Genomic DNA, 18,319 nt, shown 5'->3' on the forward strand with positions numbered 1-18,319 from the left:
GCCCCAGCCCCAGGCGAGACGTCCCGCGGACGCGCGCTCCGGCGTCGGCCCGCGGCCGAGGCGAGCAGAGCTAGGCGAGCCTCGTCGCCTCGGACGCGATCAGGCCGAGGGCCACCAGGAGCGCGAGCGCGGTCCACGACGCCCACCGCGGACGTGACGGCCGGGAGCGCGCAACCCACAGGACCGCGACAGACGAGACCACGAGCACGACGGTCCACGCCACGGCCACCGGCACCCGGTCCACGAGCTCGCACCCAGGAGGCGCGGGACGGATCGCGAGGCAGACGCCGGCCCGTGGCCACGCGAGCCACCAGATGCGCCCGAGAGACAACCCCAGCACTCCCGTCGCCGCGGCGACGAGCAGCCAGGTCCGGCGCAGGATCGAGGTCGTGGTCTCGAGGGCCATTGCTCACACCGTACCGAGGCTCACCTACCGCTACTCGGCGGCGTCCGGCAGCACCTTCTCCAGGAACGTCGAGACGTCGGCGAGCTCCTCGGCGCTGATCGAGTGCGGCAGCCCCGGGTACACGACCTCGGTCGCGTCGGCGTGCTGCGGGAGCCAGGCCGACGTCCGCGCCGTCGCGTCGGGCGAGATGACCTGGTCCGCGCCGCCGTGCCCGAAGAACACGGGCGGCCGACGCGCCGCGAGCGCCTCGTCACCGGGCAGCACCGCGTCGAGCACGAAGCCCGACAGCACGACGCCCGCCGCGAACCGCCCGGGCGCGGCCCGCAGGAGCTGGGTCACCATGAGCCCTCCCTGCGAGAACCCCACGGGCACGACGACGGTCCCCGGCTCGACGTTCACGTCGAGCCATGCGAGGACCGCGGCGGTCGAGTCGGCCACGACCTGCGGGTCGGGGCGCCCGGGCACCTCGATAGGTACCCACGAGAACCCGCCGTTGCCCGCTGCCAGGGGTGCCCGCAACGACGCCCAGTCCCACACCGGCGGCAGGTGCCCGGCGATCGCGGGCAGGTCGTGCTCGTGCGAGCCGAACCCGTGGAGCAGCAGCAGGAGGGGGCGTCCTGCGCGGTTGCTGCCGCGGACGTGGACCGTGATCTCAGCGCTCATGCCGAGAATCCTTCCATGGGGAGTTCTCACCCCCCTCAGGGCGTGAAAGAGTAAAGAACCGGCCACCCGTCGCAGATATACTCCCGGGACCGGTCGATGGACCGGCTTGCCCGGTTCGCCGGGTTCCAGGGGTGGGTCTCGCGCCGACCCCTGCTCCAGGATCGGCGACCGGTCAGCGCCCCGGCCGGCGACCGGCAGACACGAGCGAAGGATCACGATGACCGAGGCAGCACCGCTCCAGCCCCCCGCCGCGACCGAGCACCTCGTGCTCTCCGCGCCCGAGCCCGTGAAGCCCGTCGCGACCACGCAGGCTCCCGCGATGGCCCCGCGCGTCGACGAGGCAGCGATCCCCGGCCTGGACCAGAAGGTCACGTCCTACCTGGACGCGCTCATGGCCTCCGACGCCCGCTCTCCCGAGTTCGCCGCCAAGGCCAACGACGTGCGCACCATGGGCGACCAGGACATCCGCACCGCGGCCGACTCCTCGAACCGCCTGCTGGCCACGCCCGTGCGCGCCCTCAAGGAGGGTGGGCTGTCCGAGGGCTCCAAGGTGGGCAGCACGCTCCTCGAGCTGCGCCGCACGGTCGAGAACCTCGACCCGTCCGAGGCCAGCATGGGCCGCAAGATCCTCGGGTTCATCCCGTTCGGCGACAAGCTGACGGACTACTTCCGCCGCTACGAGTCGGCACAGGGCCACCTCAACGCGATCATCCGCGCGCTCTACGACGGCCAGGACGAGCTCCGCAAGGACAACGCGGCCCTCAACCTCGAGAAGCAGCACCTGTGGGACACCATGGCGCGCCTCAACCAGTACATCTACGTGGCCGAGCGCCTCGACGCGCAGCTGTCCGCCAAGACGGCCGAGCTCGACGCGACGGACCCGGAGAAGGCCAAGGCCCTGCGCGAGGACGTCCTGTTCTACGTCCGTCAGAAGCACCAGGACCTCCTGACCCAGCTCGCGGTGTCCATCCAGGGCTACCTCGCGATCGACATCGTCATCAAGAACAACGTCGAGCTCATCAAGGGCGTCGACCGCGCGACCACCACGACCGTCTCCGCTCTGCGCACGGCCGTCATCGTGGCCCAGGCCCTCGCCAACCAGAAGCTCGTCCTGGACCAGATCACGGCGCTCAACACCACGACGTCGAACATGATCGCCTCGACGTCCAAGATGCTCGCGGACCAGTCGGCGTCCATCCAGTCGCAGGCCGCGAGCGCGACCGTCGGGCTCCCCCAGCTCCAGGCCGCGTTCCAGAACATCTACGCGACCATGGACTCGATCTCGACGTTCAAGGTCCAAGCCCTGGACTCGATGGCGCAGACCATCGGCGTCCTGGAGACCGAGACGACCAAGGCCCGCGAGTACCTGGACCGCGTGGCCCAGGGCGACCAGACCGGTGCCGCCACGGGCGCGCTCGACCTCGGAAAGGTCTGATCCGGACACCATGGGCTGGTTCCAGAACCTGTTCGGCGGCGGGCGCAACCGCCCGCCGGAGATCCCTGCGCTGCCTCCGGCGCCCACGAGCGCGGACATCCTCGCCTCGGTCGACGCCGTCCAGGCGCAGATCGAGGGCAGGGTCCCGCCCGCGGTGACCGCACGCGTGAACCGCATCGCGAAGACCGTCGACGACATGGCGCCGCGCCTCGACCGCCTGGGCGGCGGCACGGCCCAGGCGCACACGGTCGTGGCGACCGCGACGAGCTACCTCCCGGAGGCCGTGGGCGGCTACCTGCGCCTGCCGCGCGACTTCGCGGACACGCGCGTCATCAACCGCGGCAAGACCTCGCTCATGATCCTGTGCGACCAGCTCGACCTGCTGGGCGTGACGCTCGACAAGATCTCCGACGCGGTCTCGCGCGCCGACGCCGTGGCGCTCGTCGCGCACGGCCAGTTCCTCGCGGAGAAGTTCCAGACGTCCTCGATCGCCCTGGCCCCCGAGGCCGGGCTCGGTTCGGCCCAGCCTCAGGCGCCGGGCACCCCGGGCGGGCTGGAACGACCATGAGCGCCGCGCGCCAGGGGGCGCTCGCCCGCAGCATCGCGGCACTGACCGAGGTGGGTCGCCAGGGGGGCCTCGTGCCCGACGACGTCACGCGCGAGGGCGAGCGTCTCGCCGCCGCGGTGGCCGAGTCGTCCACGGGCGCGGCCCCCGCGTGGCTCGATGCCGTGGGCCGCGCCCCCGACGACTTCACCGCGTTCTTCGAGGCCGCCCAGCGCGGTCGCCGGTGGCGCTCGGCCCCGACCGACCAGCTCACGACGCTCGTGCTGGCCGGCTCGGAGCACGCGGCCGCCTACGCCGAGGCTCTCGCGACCGTGATCGACGCGGCCGGCGCCCTGGGCTCCCCCGGGCTCGCGGCGTCCGCCAACGCCGCGTCCACGACGGCCGTGCAGCGGGCCGCGGCCCAGCCGCACACCGCCGCGCCGCCGCCCGCAGGGCCGCATCCTGCGGTGCCGTCAGCGGCCGGCCCGCTCCACCCGCCGCACGGCGCGCCCACCCGCTTCCCCACGCCCGCGTTCGACCCGACCCTCCCGAGCGGCACGAACCCGTTCGACCTGGGCTCTCTCGTCGGCGCGGGCGGGCTGCGCCCCCCGGCGCAGGACGTCCTCCCGACGGTCGACGCGATCCTCGACGCCCTGGGTGCGCGCACCCCGGGCGGCGCGCAGTCCGAGGCGCACGCGGCGCCGTCGGGCACCCCGGGCAACCAGGCCTCAGGCGGCACGCAGAGCGCGACCACGGGCGACGCCCCCGCCGACGAGGAGACCGAGGCCGAGCCGCCCCGGTCGCTCGAGGAGCTCCTGGCCGAGCTCGACGCGCTGATCGGGCTCGACCGGGTCAAGCACGAGATCCGACAGCAGACCGAGCTCCTGCGCATCGAGCAGCTCCGCACGGCCGCAGGCCTGACCCGGCCCACGCTCACGCGCCACCTCGTGTTCCTCGGCAACCCCGGGACGGGCAAGACGACCGTCGCGCGCCTGGTCGCCGGGATCTACCGCGCGCTCGGGCTGCTGAGCAAGGGGCACCTGGTCGAGGTCGACCGTTCCGAGCTCGTCGCGGGCTACCTGGGCCAGACGGCCGTCAAGACCTCGGAGGTCGTGGCGACCGCGATCGGCGGCGTGCTGTTCATCGACGAGGCGTACGGCCTCGCGGAGGACCAGTACGGCGCCGAGGCCATCAACACGCTCGTCAAGGACATGGAGGACCACCGCGACGACCTCGTGGTGATCGTCGCCGGGTACCCCGGCCCCATGGCCGGGTTCATCGCGACCAACCCCGGCCTCGAGTCACGCTTCTCGACGACCATCACGTTCGACGACTACTCGGACGCCGAGCTGCGCGGGATCTTCGAGCGCATGGCCACCTCGGCCGACTTCGAGCCGCTGCCCACGACCCTCGACCGGTTCGAGCAGATGGTCTCGCTCGTGCCGCGCACCGAGGGGTTCGGCAACGGCCGCCACGCGCGCAACGTCCTGGACGCGGCCATCGCCCGGCACGCGTGGCGCCTCAAGGACACGCCCGAGCCCACGCTCGACGAGCTGCGCCGGCTCCTGCCCGAGGACCTGCTCCCCGCGGGCGAGGCCCCCGAGAGCATCCTGCAGACGACGCCCACCGAGGACGTGCCGCCCGCGGACGTGCTCGACGAGCCCACCGCGGCGGACGACGCCCTCGACCTCGCCGACCCCCTCGACGACGACCAGCCCGACGACGACCAGCCCACCGACGCGACCGTCTCCCCTCAGGAGGAGCCTGCATGAGCCAGACCCTGACGCCGCCGCCCGGGTCCGCCCCCGCGCCCGGTCGGGCCGTCCAGCCCGCCCACCCCGGCCAGCCGGGCGGGCAGACCGGGACAGCCTCCCTGACGCAGGCCCAGGAGCGTGCGGAACGCCGGGCCGGGGTCCGCAGCGCGCTGCGCCGCACCCCGGGCAAGCTGCGGATCGCCCTCGCGGTGTGCGTGCTCGCCTCGATCGTCTTCGGCGCGCTCGGCTTCCAGGCCGCGCGCGTCCAGGGGATCGCGCTCGAGGACGCGCGCTCGGACACGAGCCAGCTCGTGGGCATCCAGGACGTGCGCAACAACCTGGTCGTCGCGGACGCCTCGGCGACGAACGCGTTCCTGGTCGGCGGCCTCGAGCCCGCGGACCAGCGCGCGCGCTACGACGACGCGATCGCCAACGCCTCGATCCGGCTCGCCGAGCTCGCGGGCTCCAACAGCGCCGACGCGACCGAGCTGGGCGTGGTCGCCTCGCAGGTCACGGTCTACACGGGCCTGATCGAGCAGGCCCGTGCGAACAACCGGCAGGGCTTCCCGGTGGGATCGGCCTACCTGGACCAGGCCTCGACCCTGCTGCGCGACGAGATCCTGCCGACGCTCACGACGCTCGTCGACGACAACGCCGAGCGCGTCGCGTCCGACCTGTCGATGGTGCGCAACGCGATGTGGATCCTCGCGGCGGGCCTGCTGTGCCTCGCGCTGCTGATCGTCACGCAGGTGTGGCTCGCCAAGCGCACGCACCGCGTCCTCAACGTGGGGCTCCTGGTCGCGAGCATCGTGCTCCTGGTCGTGGGTGTGGGCGGGGCCGTCCTGCTGAGCCAGACCAACAGCGCCGCCGCCGCCGTCCGCGACGGCCCCTACGCCGCGACGCTCGCGGCGTCGACCGCGTACTCCGAGGCCAACGACGCCAAGGCCATGGAGAGCTTCACGCTCATCAAGCGCGGGTCGGGCCAGACCTACGAGGAGTCGTTCGTCGAGCTGACCGCGGACGCCGCGCAGCGCCTCGACCAGGCAGCCGCCGACGGGAACCTCGACGGGACGTCCGCGGGGTACCTCGACGACTGGGTCGTCCAGCACCAGGCGATCCGCGCGCTCGACGACGCGGGAGACTGGGACGGAGCGGTCGCGCTCGCCACGAGCGCCGACGAGGGCGGCCCGAACGCCGCGTTCGCCGCGTTCTCGCAGACGGTCACGTCCGACATCGCCGAGAACATCAAGGCCACGCAGGCCGACCTCGCCTCGGCCGGCAACCGCTCGGCCCTCGCGGGCTGGCTCCTGCTGGCCGCGGGCCTCGCTGCGGCGGTCCTCGCCTGGCGCGGCCTGAACGTCCGACTGGAGGAGTACCGGTGATCACCTCGACCTTCCGCAAGAGCGGGCGCCTGGGCGCCCTGGTGGCGCTGGGGCTCTCGGGTGCCCTGGTCCTGGCCGGCTGCGCCACGCCCGACGCCGGACCGGCGGCGGGAGCACCGGTCACCTCGGTCGTGGGGACCTCGGGCAGCGCGGCCGCCGGCGCGGCCGGTTCCTCGGTCGCCGCCGCGGCGACGTGCGAGAACCCCGTCGCGTCCTACGCCCCCGACGGCCCCCTGCCCGGACCGGGCGCCCTGCCCGCGGGCAGCACCATGGCCGCGATCCGCGACCGCGGCTCGCTGGTCGTGGGCGTCTCGGCCGACACCCTCCAGCTCGGAGCCCGCAACCCGCTCAGCGGCCAGATCGAGGGCTTCGACATCGACGTGCTGCACCAGGTGTCGAACGCGATCTTCGGCGACCCGGACCGGCTGCAGTTCCGTGTCATCACCTCGGGCCAGCGCCTCGAGGTCCTCGAGAACGGCGAGGTCGACGTGGTCGCCCGCGCCTTCACGATCAACTGCGAGCGCTGGGAGACCATCGCGTTCTCCTCGGAGTACTACCACGCGGGCCAGAAGGTCCTCGTGACGCGCGACTCCGAGGCGCAGGGCATCGCGGACCTCGCGGGCCAGCGGGTGTGCGCACCGGACGGCACCACGACGCTCGAGCGCCTCCAGGAGTACCCCGACATCACCGCGGTCCCCGCGACCACGCACACGGGCTGCCTCGCGCTGTTCCAGCAGGGCAAGGTCGACGCGATCACGGGCGACGACACGATCCTCGCGGGCTTCGCGGCCCAGGACCCGTACGCCAAGGTCGTGGGCCAGGCGATCTCCGACGAGCCCTACGGCCTGGGCATCCCGGCCCAGAACGTCGACATGGTCAAGTTCGTCAACGGCGTCCTGGAGCAGATGCGCACCGACGGCACGTGGACGGCGCTGTACGACGAGTGGCTCGGCGTGCTCGGCCCGGCCCCCGCGCCGCCCGTCGCCGTCTACGGCCGCACGCCGTGACCCCTGCCTCGTCCGCCTCCCCTGCTGCCGGTCCGCCCGTCGCCCCCCGGACCCAGCAGGCTCCGAGCGCGCCCGGACGTCTCGGCGAGGCGATCCCCGCGGCGGAGCTGTACGACTACCTCTCGCGCCTCGAGGAGTGGCTGCGTGCCCGGCGGACCGAGCTCGACCGCCTGGACGCTGCCGCCCAGGCCGCGGCGTCACCCGAGACGTACACGGCCGACATGCTGCTGGCCATGACGCTCTGGCAGGCGGCCCGCACGCGCGCCGACGAGATGGGCGTCGTGTGGGACTCGGGGCGCGCCGACGCGGTGGGTCGCGAGAAGATCTCCCAGCTCGTCTGGGGCCGGCTCAGCTCGCCCGACGGCTCGTCGCTCGTCTCGCTCGTCGAGGCCACGCGGCTGTGCGACGCGATCGTGTCCGCCCTGCGCACGCGGCTCTCGTTCGACCCGAACGCGGCCGACGAGGTCGCGCGCTTCCGTGGCCTGCGTGCCGAGCTGGCACGCTGCGACGAGCTCGCGGGCTCCGACACCACGGCTCGCGGGCGCGTCGAGAAGCTGCGCGAGCGGTGGACGAGGCTGCGCGACAAGGCGTCGAACGGTGCCGACGTCACGGGCCCCCTCACCGAGCTCGAGGCCGAGGTCGCGCGCACCGAGCGCGACCTCATCGTGGGCGCCTCCGAGCGCCGCGAGCTCGCCCGCGACCGCAGGCAGGCCGTCGAGCGCTACGCGGCCCTCGAGGCGCGCGAGCCCTCGCTGCGCGAGCTCGCGGCCCGGTGCCGGCGCGAGATCGCCGCTCCCCCGCGCCTCGCGGTGCCCGACGTCTCTCGGCTCGGCGAGGTCCCCGCGGACCGGGCCGGGCTCGACGGGTTCCTCACGCGCCTCGCGACCGTCGCGCGTGCCTTCGACACGGTCGAGGCCTCCTACTCCGCGCCGCTGCGCGAGCGCGCCGAGCTCCGCTACCGGCTCGACGCCTACCGGGTGCGGGCCGACACGAACGGGCGCAGCGTGTCCCCGACGGTCCGCTCGGGACTCGCCGAGGCCCGCGCGGCCGGCGAGGCCGTGCCGTGCGACGTCGTCCTCCTGCGCTTCCTCGTCGAGCAGTACCAGTTCCTGACCCGCGACCTGCCTGCTCACCTCTCGTCTCCCGCCCCTGGATCGTCGCCCGTCCCGGGCCAGGAAGGATCGTCCTGATGACCACATCGACCACGCAGGAGCCGTGCGCCCAGCCGGGCTGCGACGGCTTCATCGAGGACGGCTACTGCAACGTCTGCGGCTCCCCGGGCGGATCGTCCGCGTCGCCCGCGCCCTCCACGGGCGGCACCACGGGCACGACGACGTCGCCCGGCGCGGCAGCGTCGCCGTCCGCCATGCTCGGCACGGGCATCGCCCAGGCCGCTCCCAACTATGCGGCCGGCCCCGGCCCCGAGGGCGAGGCCGTGTCCACGCGCACGGGCCGGACCAGCTCGACCCAGCTCGCGAGCGCTGCGCTCGGCTCGGCCCGTTCGGCCGTGACGGGGACCAAGTCCACGCGCCGGGTGGGCACGTCCTCGACCCGCCTGCGCGGCCACCGGCTCGGCGCGGGACTGACGACCGTCCCGAGCGCCCCGGTCCGCGACCCGCTCCAGGCCATCATGGCCGTGCCCGAGCTCGCCGAGTCCAAGCGCTTCTGCCCCACGTGCGGCGCCAAGGTGGGCCGCTCGCGCGACGGCGTACCGGGCCGCACCTCGGGCTTCTGCCCCCAGTGCCGCACCGCGTTCTCCTTCGACCCGCAGCTCTCGCCCGGCGACGTCGTCGGCGGTCAGTACGAGGTCGTGGGCTGCCTCGCGCACGGCGGGCTGGGCTGGATCTACCTCGCGCGCGACCAGAACGTCTCGGGCCGCTGGGTCGTGCTCAAGGGCCTGCTCAACTCGGGGGACCCCGACGCGTTCGCGGCCGCGATCTCCGAGCGCCAGTTCCTGGCGGAGGTCGAGCACCCGCTCATCGTCGAGATCTACAACTTCGTCATGCACGATGGCGCGGGCTACACCGTCATGGAGTACGTGGGCGGCAAGTCGCTCAAGGAGATCCTCAAGGACCGCCGCGACGAGAACAACGGCGTGGTGGACCCGCTGCCCGTGGACCAGGCGCTCGCGTTCGTGCTCGAGATCCTGCCCGCGTTCGCCTACCTGCACGACCTGGGCCTGATCTTCTGCGACTTCAAGCCCGACAACATGATCCAGCAGGGCGACGGGGTCAAGCTCATCGACCTGGGCGGTGTGCGACGCCTCGACGACATGACGTCGGCGATCTTCGGGACCGTGGGCTACCAGGCCCCCGAGGTCGCGGAGGTCGGGACCTCGGTCGCGTCCGACATCTACACGATCGGGCGCTCGCTCGCCACGCTCGTGCTCGACTTCCGCGGCAACCAGACGACGTACGTCGCCTCCCTGCCGCCCGTCGCCGAGACACCCGTCTTCCAGAAGTACGACTCGTTCTACCGGCTGCTCGCCAAGGCCTGCGCGCTCGACCCGTCCGACCGCTTCGCCACGATCGACGAGATGCGCGCCCAGCTCATCGGGGTCCTGCGCGAGGTCGTCGCGACCGACCGCGGACCGGGCAGCGGGGCGCTCCACTCGGCCGCGTCGATGCTCTTCGAGGCCCCCGTGTCCGACGACGCCGACGCGCCCCTGACCTGGGACGCGCTGCCCGCGCTCAAGGTCGACGAGTCCGACCCCATGGCCAGCTGGCTCGCGGGCGTCAACATCGCCGACCCGGCTGCCCGCATGGCCGCGCTCGCCGCCGCCCCCGAGGGCACGGTCGAGGTCCGCCTCGCCTACGCCCGTGCGGCGATCGAGCACCGCCGCTTCGCCGAGGTCGACAAGACCATCGCCTCGATCCTCACCGACGACCCGTGGGAGTGGCGCGCGGCATGGATCGGCGGGCTGGCCGAGCTCGCGCGCGGCGAGGCCGCAGCAGCCCGCGCCTCGTTCAACGCGGTCTACGGCCAGGTGCCCGGCGAGCTCGCGCCCAAGCTCGCGCTCGCCGTCTCGTGCGAGGTCAGCGGCGAGCCGGACATCGCCGAGTCGCTCTACGTGATCTGCGCCCGCTCGGACGCCAACTACACGGCCCCCGCGGCGTTCGGGCTCGCCCGCATCCGCCAGGCCCGCGGCGACCTCGACGGGGCGCTGCACGCCCTGGACCTGGTCACCCCGACCCGCAGCTCCTACACCGACGCCCGCATGCGCCGCGCACGCCTGCTCGCGGGCTCGGGCCGCGGGCTCCCGGCCCTGGCCGAGGCGCTCGCGAGCGTCGAGTCGGTCGCGATCCCCCCGCGCGAGCGGGTCTCGCTCTCGATCGACGTGCTCCGCTCGGCGCTCGAGGAGGTCACGGCCGCGCCCACCAAGCAGGTCGGCACCGTGCGCATCGGCGGGGTCGAGCCCAAGGAGCCGCCGCTGCGCGACGCTCTCGAGGGGGCCTACCGCGAGATGGCGACGCTGACCGAGGACAAGATCGCGCGCATCGACCTGGTCGACCAGGCCAACGCCGTGCGCCGCTGGACCACGACGTGAGCGCGGAGGACACGCCGACCGGCGTGCTCGCACCGTGCTCCACGTGCGGTGAGCTCCCCGCTCCCGGGGCGAGGTTCTGCGAGAACTGCGGCTCCGACGTCGGGCCCGCGACGGTCGCTGCGGGCGGGCCGCCCGTGCTGGCGCGCCCTCCGGTGCCGGCGCTGCCCGAGCCCCCCGCCGACCTCAAGCCGACCGATCCCCCGGGCGACCCCGCGGCCGACCCGGTGCCTCCGCCGCCCGTCGCCACGCACCGCCCCTGCACGAGCTGCGGCGGGACCGTCGCGGACGACGGCTACTGCGAGCAGTGCGGCGAGAAGGCCCAGGTCGAGCGCGACCACTGGGCCGAGCGGCCCGCACCGTGGGTCGCGGGCGTGTGCGACCGCGGCATCCGCCACGCGCGCAACGAGGACGCCATGGCGCTCGCCGCGTCGGGCGACCCGGCCACGGCCGGGCGCTTCGCAGCGCTCGTGGTGTGCGACGGGGTCTCGGCCGCGCCCGACTCGGACGTCGCGAGCCTCGCGGCCGCGCGTGCGGCCCGGGACGTGCTCGCGTCCGGCGGGCCCGACGGCGCCACCCCCGTCACGGGGGACGTCACCGAGCGCATCCGGGCCTGGCAGGCCCTCATGGTCGCGGCCTCGACGACCGCGAACGACGCCGTGCTGGTCGCGGTGGGTGACAAGGCCGAGCGGGCCGAGCCGCCGTCGTGCACGTTCGTCGCGGCCGTCGTGGACGGCCCGCTGATCGTCGCGGGATGGGTCGGCGACTCGCGCGCCTACTGGATCCCCGACGCCGGCACGGCCCGCCAGCTCAGCGTCGACGACTCGTGGGCGCACGAGCTCATGGCCATGGGCACCCCGCGCCACGTGGCCGAGAACTCTCCCCAGGCGCACGCGATCACGCGCTGGCTCGGCCCCGACTCGACCGACCCGGCCGCGCGGTGCGCCCCGACGGTCCCGGACTCGTCGGGCTGGCTGCTGGTCTGCTCGGACGGCCTGTGGAACTACTGCTCGGCGGCCGACGACCTCGCGGACCTCGTGCGCTCGACCGAGGCCACGACGGGGCGCGAGCCCCGGGCGCTGGCGACCGAGCTCGTGCGCTGGGCCAACGCCCAGGGCGGCCGCGACAACATCACGGCGACCCTCGCCCGGTTCGAGGCGCTCCCCGCCTCGGCCACCTCCGATAACCTGCACACAGACGCTGTCACGGGCGACGAGCCCGCGACGCGCGCCCTCTGATCCACGAAGGAGCCCAGAACCCATGGCCGAGTTCTCCGCCGAGGTCTTCCAGAACGAGTTCCTGTCCGAGGGCGCCACGGATGTGCACGCCATCGTGACGGTGACCGCCCGAGGGGCAGGTCAGGCTGGCGCCGCGACCTCCGGGGGCGGCGTCGCCGAGATCATCATGGTCGACACGTCCGGCTCGATGTCGGGGCGCAACATGGAGTCCGCCAAGTACGCGGCGCAGGTCGCGGTCGACCAGATCCTCGACGGGACCTGGTTCGCGATCGTCGGCGGCAGCCACGTCGCGCAGCGCGCGTTCCCCTACCCCAACGCGCGCGTCGCGATGGTCCAGATGGAGCCTGCGGCGCGCGAGGAGGCCAAGCGGGCCATCGCGATGATGAGCCCGTCGGGCGGCACCGCGATGAGCACGTGGCTCCAGCTCGCGGCCCAGCTCTTCGACACCGTGCCCCAGGCCGCCCAGCGCCACGCGATCCTGCTGACGGACGGCAAGAACGAGTCCGAGCCGCGCGAGAACCTCTCGCAGGTCGTGCGCAACGTGACCGGGAAGTTCCAGTGCGACGCGCGAGGCGTCGGGTCGCGCTGGCAGGTCGACGAGCTGCGCGAGATCTCGACGGCCCTGCTCGGGACGGTCGACCTGATCGCCGACCCGAGCGAGATCGCGGCCGACTTCTCGTCGCTCATCCAGAAGTCCATGTCGCGCGGCGTGGCCTCCGCGGACCTGCGCGTGTGGGCCCCGCAGGGCGCCCAGGTGCTGTTCGTCCGCCAGGTCGCCCCGACGGTCGAGGACCTCACGACGCGCCGCGCCGTGGTCAACCCGCTCACGGGCTCCTACCCCACGGGGTCGTGGGGCGACGAGACGCGCGACTACCACGTGGCCGTGCGCGTGGCCTCGAAGCCCGTGGGCTCCGAGCAGCTCGCGGCGCGCGTGCAGCTCGCCGTGAACGGCGAGGTGGTCTCGTCGGGTCTCGTCAAGGCCAAGTGGTCCGACGACGGCGCGCTCACCACGCGCATCAACCCCGAGGTCGCGCACTACACGGGTCAGGCCGAGCTCGCGTCCGCGATCCAGGAGGGCCTCGCGGCCAAGGCCGCGGGCGACGAGGCGACGGCCACGGTCAAGCTCGGCCGCGCGGTCCAGCTCGCGGCCGAGACGGGCAACGACGAGGCGACCTCGCGCCTGCGCAAGGTCGTGGAGATCGAGAGCGAGGAGCAGGGCACGGTACGCCTCAAGCGCAACACCGACAAGCTCGACGAGATGGCCCTCGACACCGCCTCGACCAAGACCACGCGGGTCAAGCGATGAGCGCGATCTGCCCCAACGGGCACGCGTCCGAGTCGACCGACTACTGCGACGTGTGCGGCGAGCCCATGGCGGCTGCGTCGAGCGGCGCGTCGGGGGCCGTGTCCTCCGGCTCTGCGGGACCCGGCGCGACCGCCGCTGGTGCTGGTGAGGGTGCCGGAAGCGGCGAACCGATCACGTGCCCGCACTGCTCGTTCCCGGCCGCGGCCGGTGCGCTGTTCTGCGAGAACTGCGGCTACGACTTCACGACGGGCTCGCTGCCCGAGCCCGCCGAGGCACCGTCGGCGGCGACCCCGGTCCCGGCAGGTGCGCCTGCCGGGGCGTCCGGGCCGCTCGCTCCCCCGGCGTCGTCGCTCGACCTGGACCCGGTCGCTCCTCCCGCGGGGTCGCCCGCGGCCGCGCCGTCCGCCGACCCGTTGTCGGCCCCGGCAGCCCTGACGCCGCCCGGGGGCGATCCCGGGGCGGGTGGCCCGTCGACTGCTGCGGTCGCCGCCGGTGACCCGGGGACGGGTCCGCTCGTCGCTCCCGGTGCTCCTGCCGACCCGACAGACCCGGCCGAGGGCGAGGCGACGTCCGCACGGACGGGCGCGACGCCGTCGGGCACGGGGACGCACCTGCCCACCCCGCCCGTGCCGGGCGAGGACCAGTGGGTCGTCGAGGTGTGGATCGACCCCGACTGGTACCAGGCGCAGAAGGCCGAGGACCCGTTGCCCTCGGCCGGGCTGCCCGGGCTCGTGGTGCTGCGCGAGCGCAGCGTGCTCGTGGGGCGCCCGTCGGCGTCGCGCAACATCCACCCGCAGATCGACTGCGGCGCCGACTCGGGCGTCTCGCGGCGGCACTGCCAGCTCAACACCGACGGGCAGCGCTGGTGGGTCGAGGACCTCCAGTCCTCCAACGGGACGTACCTGAGCCCTGCGGGCGGCGAGCTGCCGATCGACCCGATCCCGGCCGGTCAGCGCCGCGAGGTCGCCGACGGCGACCGCATCTACCTCGGTGGGTGGACGCGGCTCGTGATCCGCAAGGCGATGCCTGGCGAGGTCTGACCCTCGTGGTGTGACGGGTGGCGCGGTCACCGGCTGAGGCCGGGGCCGCGCCGCTGGTCGTCGTGGGCGTGTCGCTTCGGGCGCGTGCGATCAGGTCGGACGCGGCCCGACGGCGGGCGCGGCTGCCACGGTCGGCGCGCCGTCCGCACGCCCCGGGGGCCGGGGTGTTGTTCGCGCAGCCGCAACAATGGTGGTGGCTGCGCGAACGACACCTCCCACCCCCGGGGCCGTCCCCACCGGGACGGGGTGTGCCCGGACGTCCAGGCACATCGAGGAGCAGATCCTCGCCCTCGAGGGGGCAAGATGCCGGTATGAGCACAGCATCAGCGGGCCCTCGATCCGGCTACGCTCTCGAGGTTTTGCGCTACGACAGGTCCACCACCCTGTGCTGGGGTGAGGGCGCCGACGGCGGCGACGTCGTCGCGACCCGGGACGGCAGGGTGCTCACGTGGGCGAGCCCCGAGGACTGCTTCGCCGCGGCAGCCGTCGAGGGCTGGGACGTGGCTCACGACGAGACGACGCGGACGGACCTGACTCCTGCCCTCGAGTGGCTCGCTCACCGACGGCGAGCCCTCGACGCCGAGGCGGCACTCCACGCATGGAACCTCGCAGGCGACATCGCGCGCAGCACGGGAACGCCCTGGGGAGACCGTGGGCGCGTCGCGGACGCCTGCCACCGCAAGCTCACCGTGGCGTGCGTCCCGCGGCTCGTCGGGCAGGACGACTGCTCACCCCGTTGGACCGTGACCGAGGAGCGATACCTGCGCAGGCGGGTCGGTGCGGCGATCGCGCTGTTCGACCAGCAGGTCGTGGGGCGTCGCCGCCAGCGCCCGTAGGCCTACGCCCGGCGACCATGCCGAGACGATTCCTCAAGCCAGGGCCCTGCGAGGCCACACCGGTTGGAGGTTTCCTCCAACCGGTTGTCGACTTCCGCCAACGCACCCTGCCCTCCCTGATTCGTGGCGCCGACGCACCGGCATCCCGTCTCCGACAAGAGTGGACTCGTGCCACCCGGCACCTCACGCCCTTCCCGAGGAGACCCCGTGGCCCGCCCAGTGCGCACCGACCTGCCCGCAGACGTCCCCATCGACGTGCCCGGCAGCGAGCACCCCGACGTGCCGACCACGCCGGACCAGCCGGCCGCGGCCCTGGACCCTGCCTCCTCCCGCTGGCGCCTCACCGCCGCCGACGCCGCCCGCATCGCGACGTTCGCCGCGCTCACCGCGGTCCTCGGCATGCCCGGCTCGCTGGCCCTGTTCGGCAACGCCGTCCCGATCACGCTCCAGACCCTGGGCGTCATGCTCGCCGGAGCCCTCCTGGGCGCGTGGCGCGGCGCGCTCGCGATGCTCACGTTCCTGGCCCTGGTCGCGGCGGGCCTCCCGCTCCTGTCGGGCGGCCGCGGCGGCCCCGCGGTCTTCGTGGGCCCGTCGGTCGGCTACCTGATCGGTTTCGTGGTGGGAGCAGCGGTCGTCGGCCTGATCGTCGAGCGGTTCCGCACCCTGACGTTCTGGCGGGTCCTGGCCGCGAGCGTCGTGGGCGGCATGCTCGTCATGTACGCCCTGGGCATCCCGCTCCATGCGCTCGTCACGGGCTTCCCCCTCCAGACCGTCGCGACCGGCTCGCTCATGTACCTCCCGGGCGACGTCCTCAAGGCCGTGATCGCGGCCTCGGTCACGGTCGGCGTGGTCCGTGCCTACCCCGCGGCCTCGCCGCTGCGCCGCCCCCAGAGCCCCGGACGCTCCACCGGGCAGCGGCCCGCCGCGAGCCCCACGGCCTGATCGACCTACGATCCCCTCATGCCCGTCGCCCACGCCGTCATCGCGCACGCACGCAGCTCCGCAGGGGGTCGCTGCGCGCTGCGTTCACCGGAGCGCTCCCGCACCTACCGAGCCCTCGCCGCCGACGTCGCGGCGGGAGCGGAGTTCCTGCGGGCGACCGGGACGGTCGTGGGCGACGTCGTCGCGATCTCGCTGCCCGACCCGGTCGACCTCCTCACGGCCCTCCTCGCGATCGACCTCGCGGGCGCGACTCCCCTGGTCTGCGACCACACGTGGTCGCGCGCCCAGCGCGCCGAGGTCCTGCGGACGATCGCCCCGGCCGGCTTCGTCGAGGTCCCGCTCCCGCGTGGCAGCGCCGGGGACGCGCTCGCCCCGCTCAGCGGCCCGGCCGCGAGCAGCCTGCCCGACGACGTCGCTCCCCCCGAGCCCTCGGTATCGGCCCTCGCGTGGGCCGGGTTCTCGTCGGGGAGCACGGGTCGCCCGCGCGCGGTCGTCCGCACCCGCGACTCCTGGGCAGGGTCCTTCCCCGCGGCCGCGCGCCTCACGGGCACCCGGTCCGAGGACACCGTGCTGGTCCCCGGCCCGCTCGCGTCCTCGCTCTACTGCTTCGCGGCCGTGCACACGCTCTCGACGGGGGCGTGCGTCCAGCTCGCCACGGGGGCCGCCGCGATCACCACGGCCCTGGCGACCTCCGACGTCGTGCACCTCGTCCCCTCGGCGCTCGAACCGATCCTCGACGCGATCGAGGCGGGTGCTCCGAGCCGCCTGCGGACCGCCGTGGTCGGCGGTGCCTCGCTCCCCGCGGACGTGCGCGAGCGCGCGGCGCGCGCCGGGGTCGGCGTCGTGACCTACTACGGGGCCGTCGAGCTGTCGTTCGTCGCGATCGACACCGACGGCACGGGCCTCCGCCCCTTCCCCGGGGTCGAGGTCGAGGTGCGCGAGCTGCCCGGCGCGACGCTCGGCGAGGTCTGGGTGCGGTCGCCGTGGGTCGCGCAGGGCTACCTCGCGCGCGCGACCGGCCCGTTCCGCCGCGAGGGTGAGTGGGCGACCGTGGGCGACCTCGCGGAGCTCCCCACCCCCAGCCACCCGGACACCCCCCTGGTCCTGCGCGGGCGCGGCGACGGCGCGATCCTCACGGGCGGCGCGACCGTGGTCCCCGAGGACGTCGAGGTCGTGCTGCGCGCAATCCCGGGAGTCGAGGACGTCGTGGTCGTCGGCACCCCGCACCGCCGCCTGGGCGCGGTCGTGACGGCCGTGGTGCAGTGCGCCGACCGGCCGGGCCTGCGCGCCCACCTCGAACGGGTGGCCCGGGCCTCGCTCTCCGCGGCCCAGCGCCCGCGGCGCTGGTACGGCGTGCGCGAGCTGCCGCGGACGCCGTCGGGCAAGGCCGCGCGCGGCGCGATCAGCGAGGCTCTGCTGTCCGGCGGCCCCGCGTACGAGGCGCTGCGGTGAGCGCGTCCCCCGACTCCCCCGTGGTCGTCGCCGCGCGGCGGACCTGGATCGGCACGGCGAACCACGGGCACGCCCACCTCTCGGCGACCGACCTCGCCGCCCCCGTCCTCGGCGCGGTGCTCGCCGACCTCCCGGCGGCCCACGGGCTGGGCGTCGAGGACGTCGTGCTCGGGAACTGCACGGGACCCGGCGGGAACCTCGCCCGCGTCGCGGTCCTCGCCGCCGCCCTGCGCGACCCCGCCGGTCCGCTGACCGACCGCGTGCCCGGCCTCACGATCGACCGGCAGTGCGGCAGCGGCCTGGCAGCGATCCTGCTCGCGGCCCAGGGCGTCCGCGCCGGCGACGGCGACCTGGTCCTGGCTGGAGGCGTGGAGAGCGCCTCGACCGCCCCGCTGCGCGCCCACCGCCCGCCTCGCGGATCGGGGGCCCCGCCCGTGCCCTACGACCGCGCCCCGTTCACCCCGGCCGCGCTCGGCGACCCCGACATGGGCCCTGCGGCCGACGTCCTGGCCCGCGAGCGCGGCCTCGGCCGCGAGCGCCAGGACGCCTACGCCGCCCGCTCGCACGCCCGCGCCCTGGCCGCGCACGCCGAGGGCCGCTTCGACGCGGAGGTCGTCCCGGTCGGCGGCCTCGCCCGCGACGAGCGCGCCCGCAGGCTCGATCCCACGCTGCTCGCGCGCCTCCCGTCCGCCTTCACGCCCGGCGGCTCCGTGACCGCGGGCACAGCGAGCCCGGTCAGCGACGGGGCCGCGACCGTCGCTGACCGGGCT

At 74.5% G+C, this 18,319-nt stretch carries 16 protein-coding genes; 14 read left to right on the plus strand and 2 right to left on the minus strand.

Annotated elements, in window-relative coordinates; all coding sequences use genetic code 11:
* Positions 1-70: 70 nt before the first annotated feature.
* Both OERS_RS18720 and OERS_RS18725 read right to left on the minus strand, forming a co-directional pair.
* Positions 71-406, minus strand: a complete 336-nt coding sequence (locus OERS_RS18720; RefSeq protein WP_068627568.1) for a hypothetical protein — start codon at positions 404-406, stop codon at positions 71-73.
* A 30-nt stretch (positions 407-436) separates the two neighbouring features.
* Positions 437-1,069, minus strand: a complete 633-nt coding sequence (locus tag OERS_RS18725; RefSeq protein ID WP_068627569.1) for an alpha/beta hydrolase — start codon at positions 1,067-1,069, stop codon at positions 437-439.
* Between the two features lie 217 nt (positions 1,070-1,286).
* On the opposite strand from OERS_RS18725, the gene OERS_RS18730 reads away from it, so the two are divergent.
* The 14 genes from OERS_RS18730 to OERS_RS18795 all read left to right on the plus strand — a co-directional run.
* Positions 1,287-2,504, plus strand: a complete 1,218-nt coding sequence (locus OERS_RS18730) for a toxic anion resistance protein (RefSeq protein ID WP_056648538.1) — start codon at positions 1,287-1,289, stop codon at positions 2,502-2,504.
* 10 nt (positions 2,505-2,514) lie between these two features.
* Entirely contained in the window at positions 2,515-3,072 is a 558-nt protein-coding gene (locus OERS_RS18735; RefSeq protein ID WP_056648536.1) for a hypothetical protein, read from the plus strand.
* A complete protein-coding gene (locus OERS_RS18740; protein WP_068627570.1) occupies positions 3,069-4,820 on the plus strand; it encodes an AAA family ATPase in 1,752 nt (583 codons plus the stop codon). The genes OERS_RS18735 and OERS_RS18740 overlap by 4 nt, the downstream gene beginning before the upstream one ends.
* Positions 4,817-6,184: a hypothetical protein gene (locus tag OERS_RS18745; protein WP_056648534.1), complete on the plus strand. Its 1,368-nt coding sequence runs from the start codon at positions 4,817-4,819 to the stop codon at positions 6,182-6,184. The genes OERS_RS18740 and OERS_RS18745 overlap by 4 nt, the downstream gene beginning before the upstream one ends.
* Complete coding sequence (locus OERS_RS18750) at positions 6,181-7,191, plus strand: glutamate ABC transporter substrate-binding protein (RefSeq protein WP_139107945.1); 1,011 nt, start codon at positions 6,181-6,183, stop codon at positions 7,189-7,191. The genes OERS_RS18745 and OERS_RS18750 overlap by 4 nt, the downstream gene beginning before the upstream one ends.
* The gene (locus tag OERS_RS18755; RefSeq protein WP_248948756.1) at positions 7,188-8,381 is read left to right on the plus strand and encodes a hypothetical protein; all 1,194 of its coding nucleotides are present in this window, start codon (positions 7,188-7,190) and stop codon (positions 8,379-8,381) included. The genes OERS_RS18750 and OERS_RS18755 overlap by 4 nt, the downstream gene beginning before the upstream one ends.
* Positions 8,381-10,738: a serine/threonine-protein kinase gene (locus OERS_RS18760; RefSeq protein WP_068627571.1), complete on the plus strand. Its 2,358-nt coding sequence runs from the start codon at positions 8,381-8,383 to the stop codon at positions 10,736-10,738. The genes OERS_RS18755 and OERS_RS18760 overlap by 1 nt, the downstream gene beginning before the upstream one ends.
* Positions 10,735-11,973 carry a protein phosphatase 2C domain-containing protein gene (locus OERS_RS18765; RefSeq protein WP_068627572.1) on the plus strand — a complete coding sequence of 413 codons (1,239 nt, stop codon included), beginning with the start codon at positions 10,735-10,737 and terminating at the stop codon, positions 11,971-11,973. Before OERS_RS18760 ends, OERS_RS18765 begins: the two co-directional genes overlap by 4 nt.
* A gap of 22 nt (positions 11,974-11,995) precedes the next feature.
* On the plus strand, positions 11,996-13,279 hold the full coding sequence (locus OERS_RS18770; RefSeq protein ID WP_056648528.1) for a VWA domain-containing protein: 1,284 nt from the start codon (positions 11,996-11,998) through the stop codon (positions 13,277-13,279).
* The gene (locus OERS_RS18775; RefSeq protein ID WP_068627573.1) at positions 13,276-14,319 is read left to right on the plus strand and encodes an FHA domain-containing protein; all 1,044 of its coding nucleotides are present in this window, start codon (positions 13,276-13,278) and stop codon (positions 14,317-14,319) included. The genes OERS_RS18770 and OERS_RS18775 overlap by 4 nt, the downstream gene beginning before the upstream one ends.
* A 311-nt stretch (positions 14,320-14,630) precedes the next feature.
* Positions 14,631-15,155 (plus strand): hypothetical protein, encoded by a 525-nt coding sequence (locus tag OERS_RS18780; RefSeq protein WP_139107946.1) that lies wholly within the window; start codon positions 14,631-14,633, stop codon positions 15,153-15,155.
* A gap of 207 nt (positions 15,156-15,362) precedes the next feature.
* On the plus strand, positions 15,363-16,097 hold the full coding sequence (locus OERS_RS18785; RefSeq protein ID WP_248948758.1) for a biotin transporter BioY: 735 nt from the start codon (positions 15,363-15,365) through the stop codon (positions 16,095-16,097).
* An 18-nt stretch (positions 16,098-16,115) separates the two neighbouring features.
* Complete coding sequence (locus OERS_RS18790; protein ID WP_068627575.1) at positions 16,116-17,549, plus strand: AMP-binding protein; 1,434 nt, start codon at positions 16,116-16,118, stop codon at positions 17,547-17,549.
* Positions 17,546-18,319: thiolase family protein (locus tag OERS_RS18795; RefSeq protein WP_282956074.1), on the plus strand; the 774-nt coding region annotated here is incomplete at its 3' end. The genes OERS_RS18790 and OERS_RS18795, both read left to right, overlap by 4 nt.

Source organism: Oerskovia enterophila (genome assembly GCF_001692445.1).
Taxonomy (GTDB): Bacteria; Actinomycetota; Actinomycetes; order Actinomycetales; family Cellulomonadaceae; genus Oerskovia; species Oerskovia enterophila.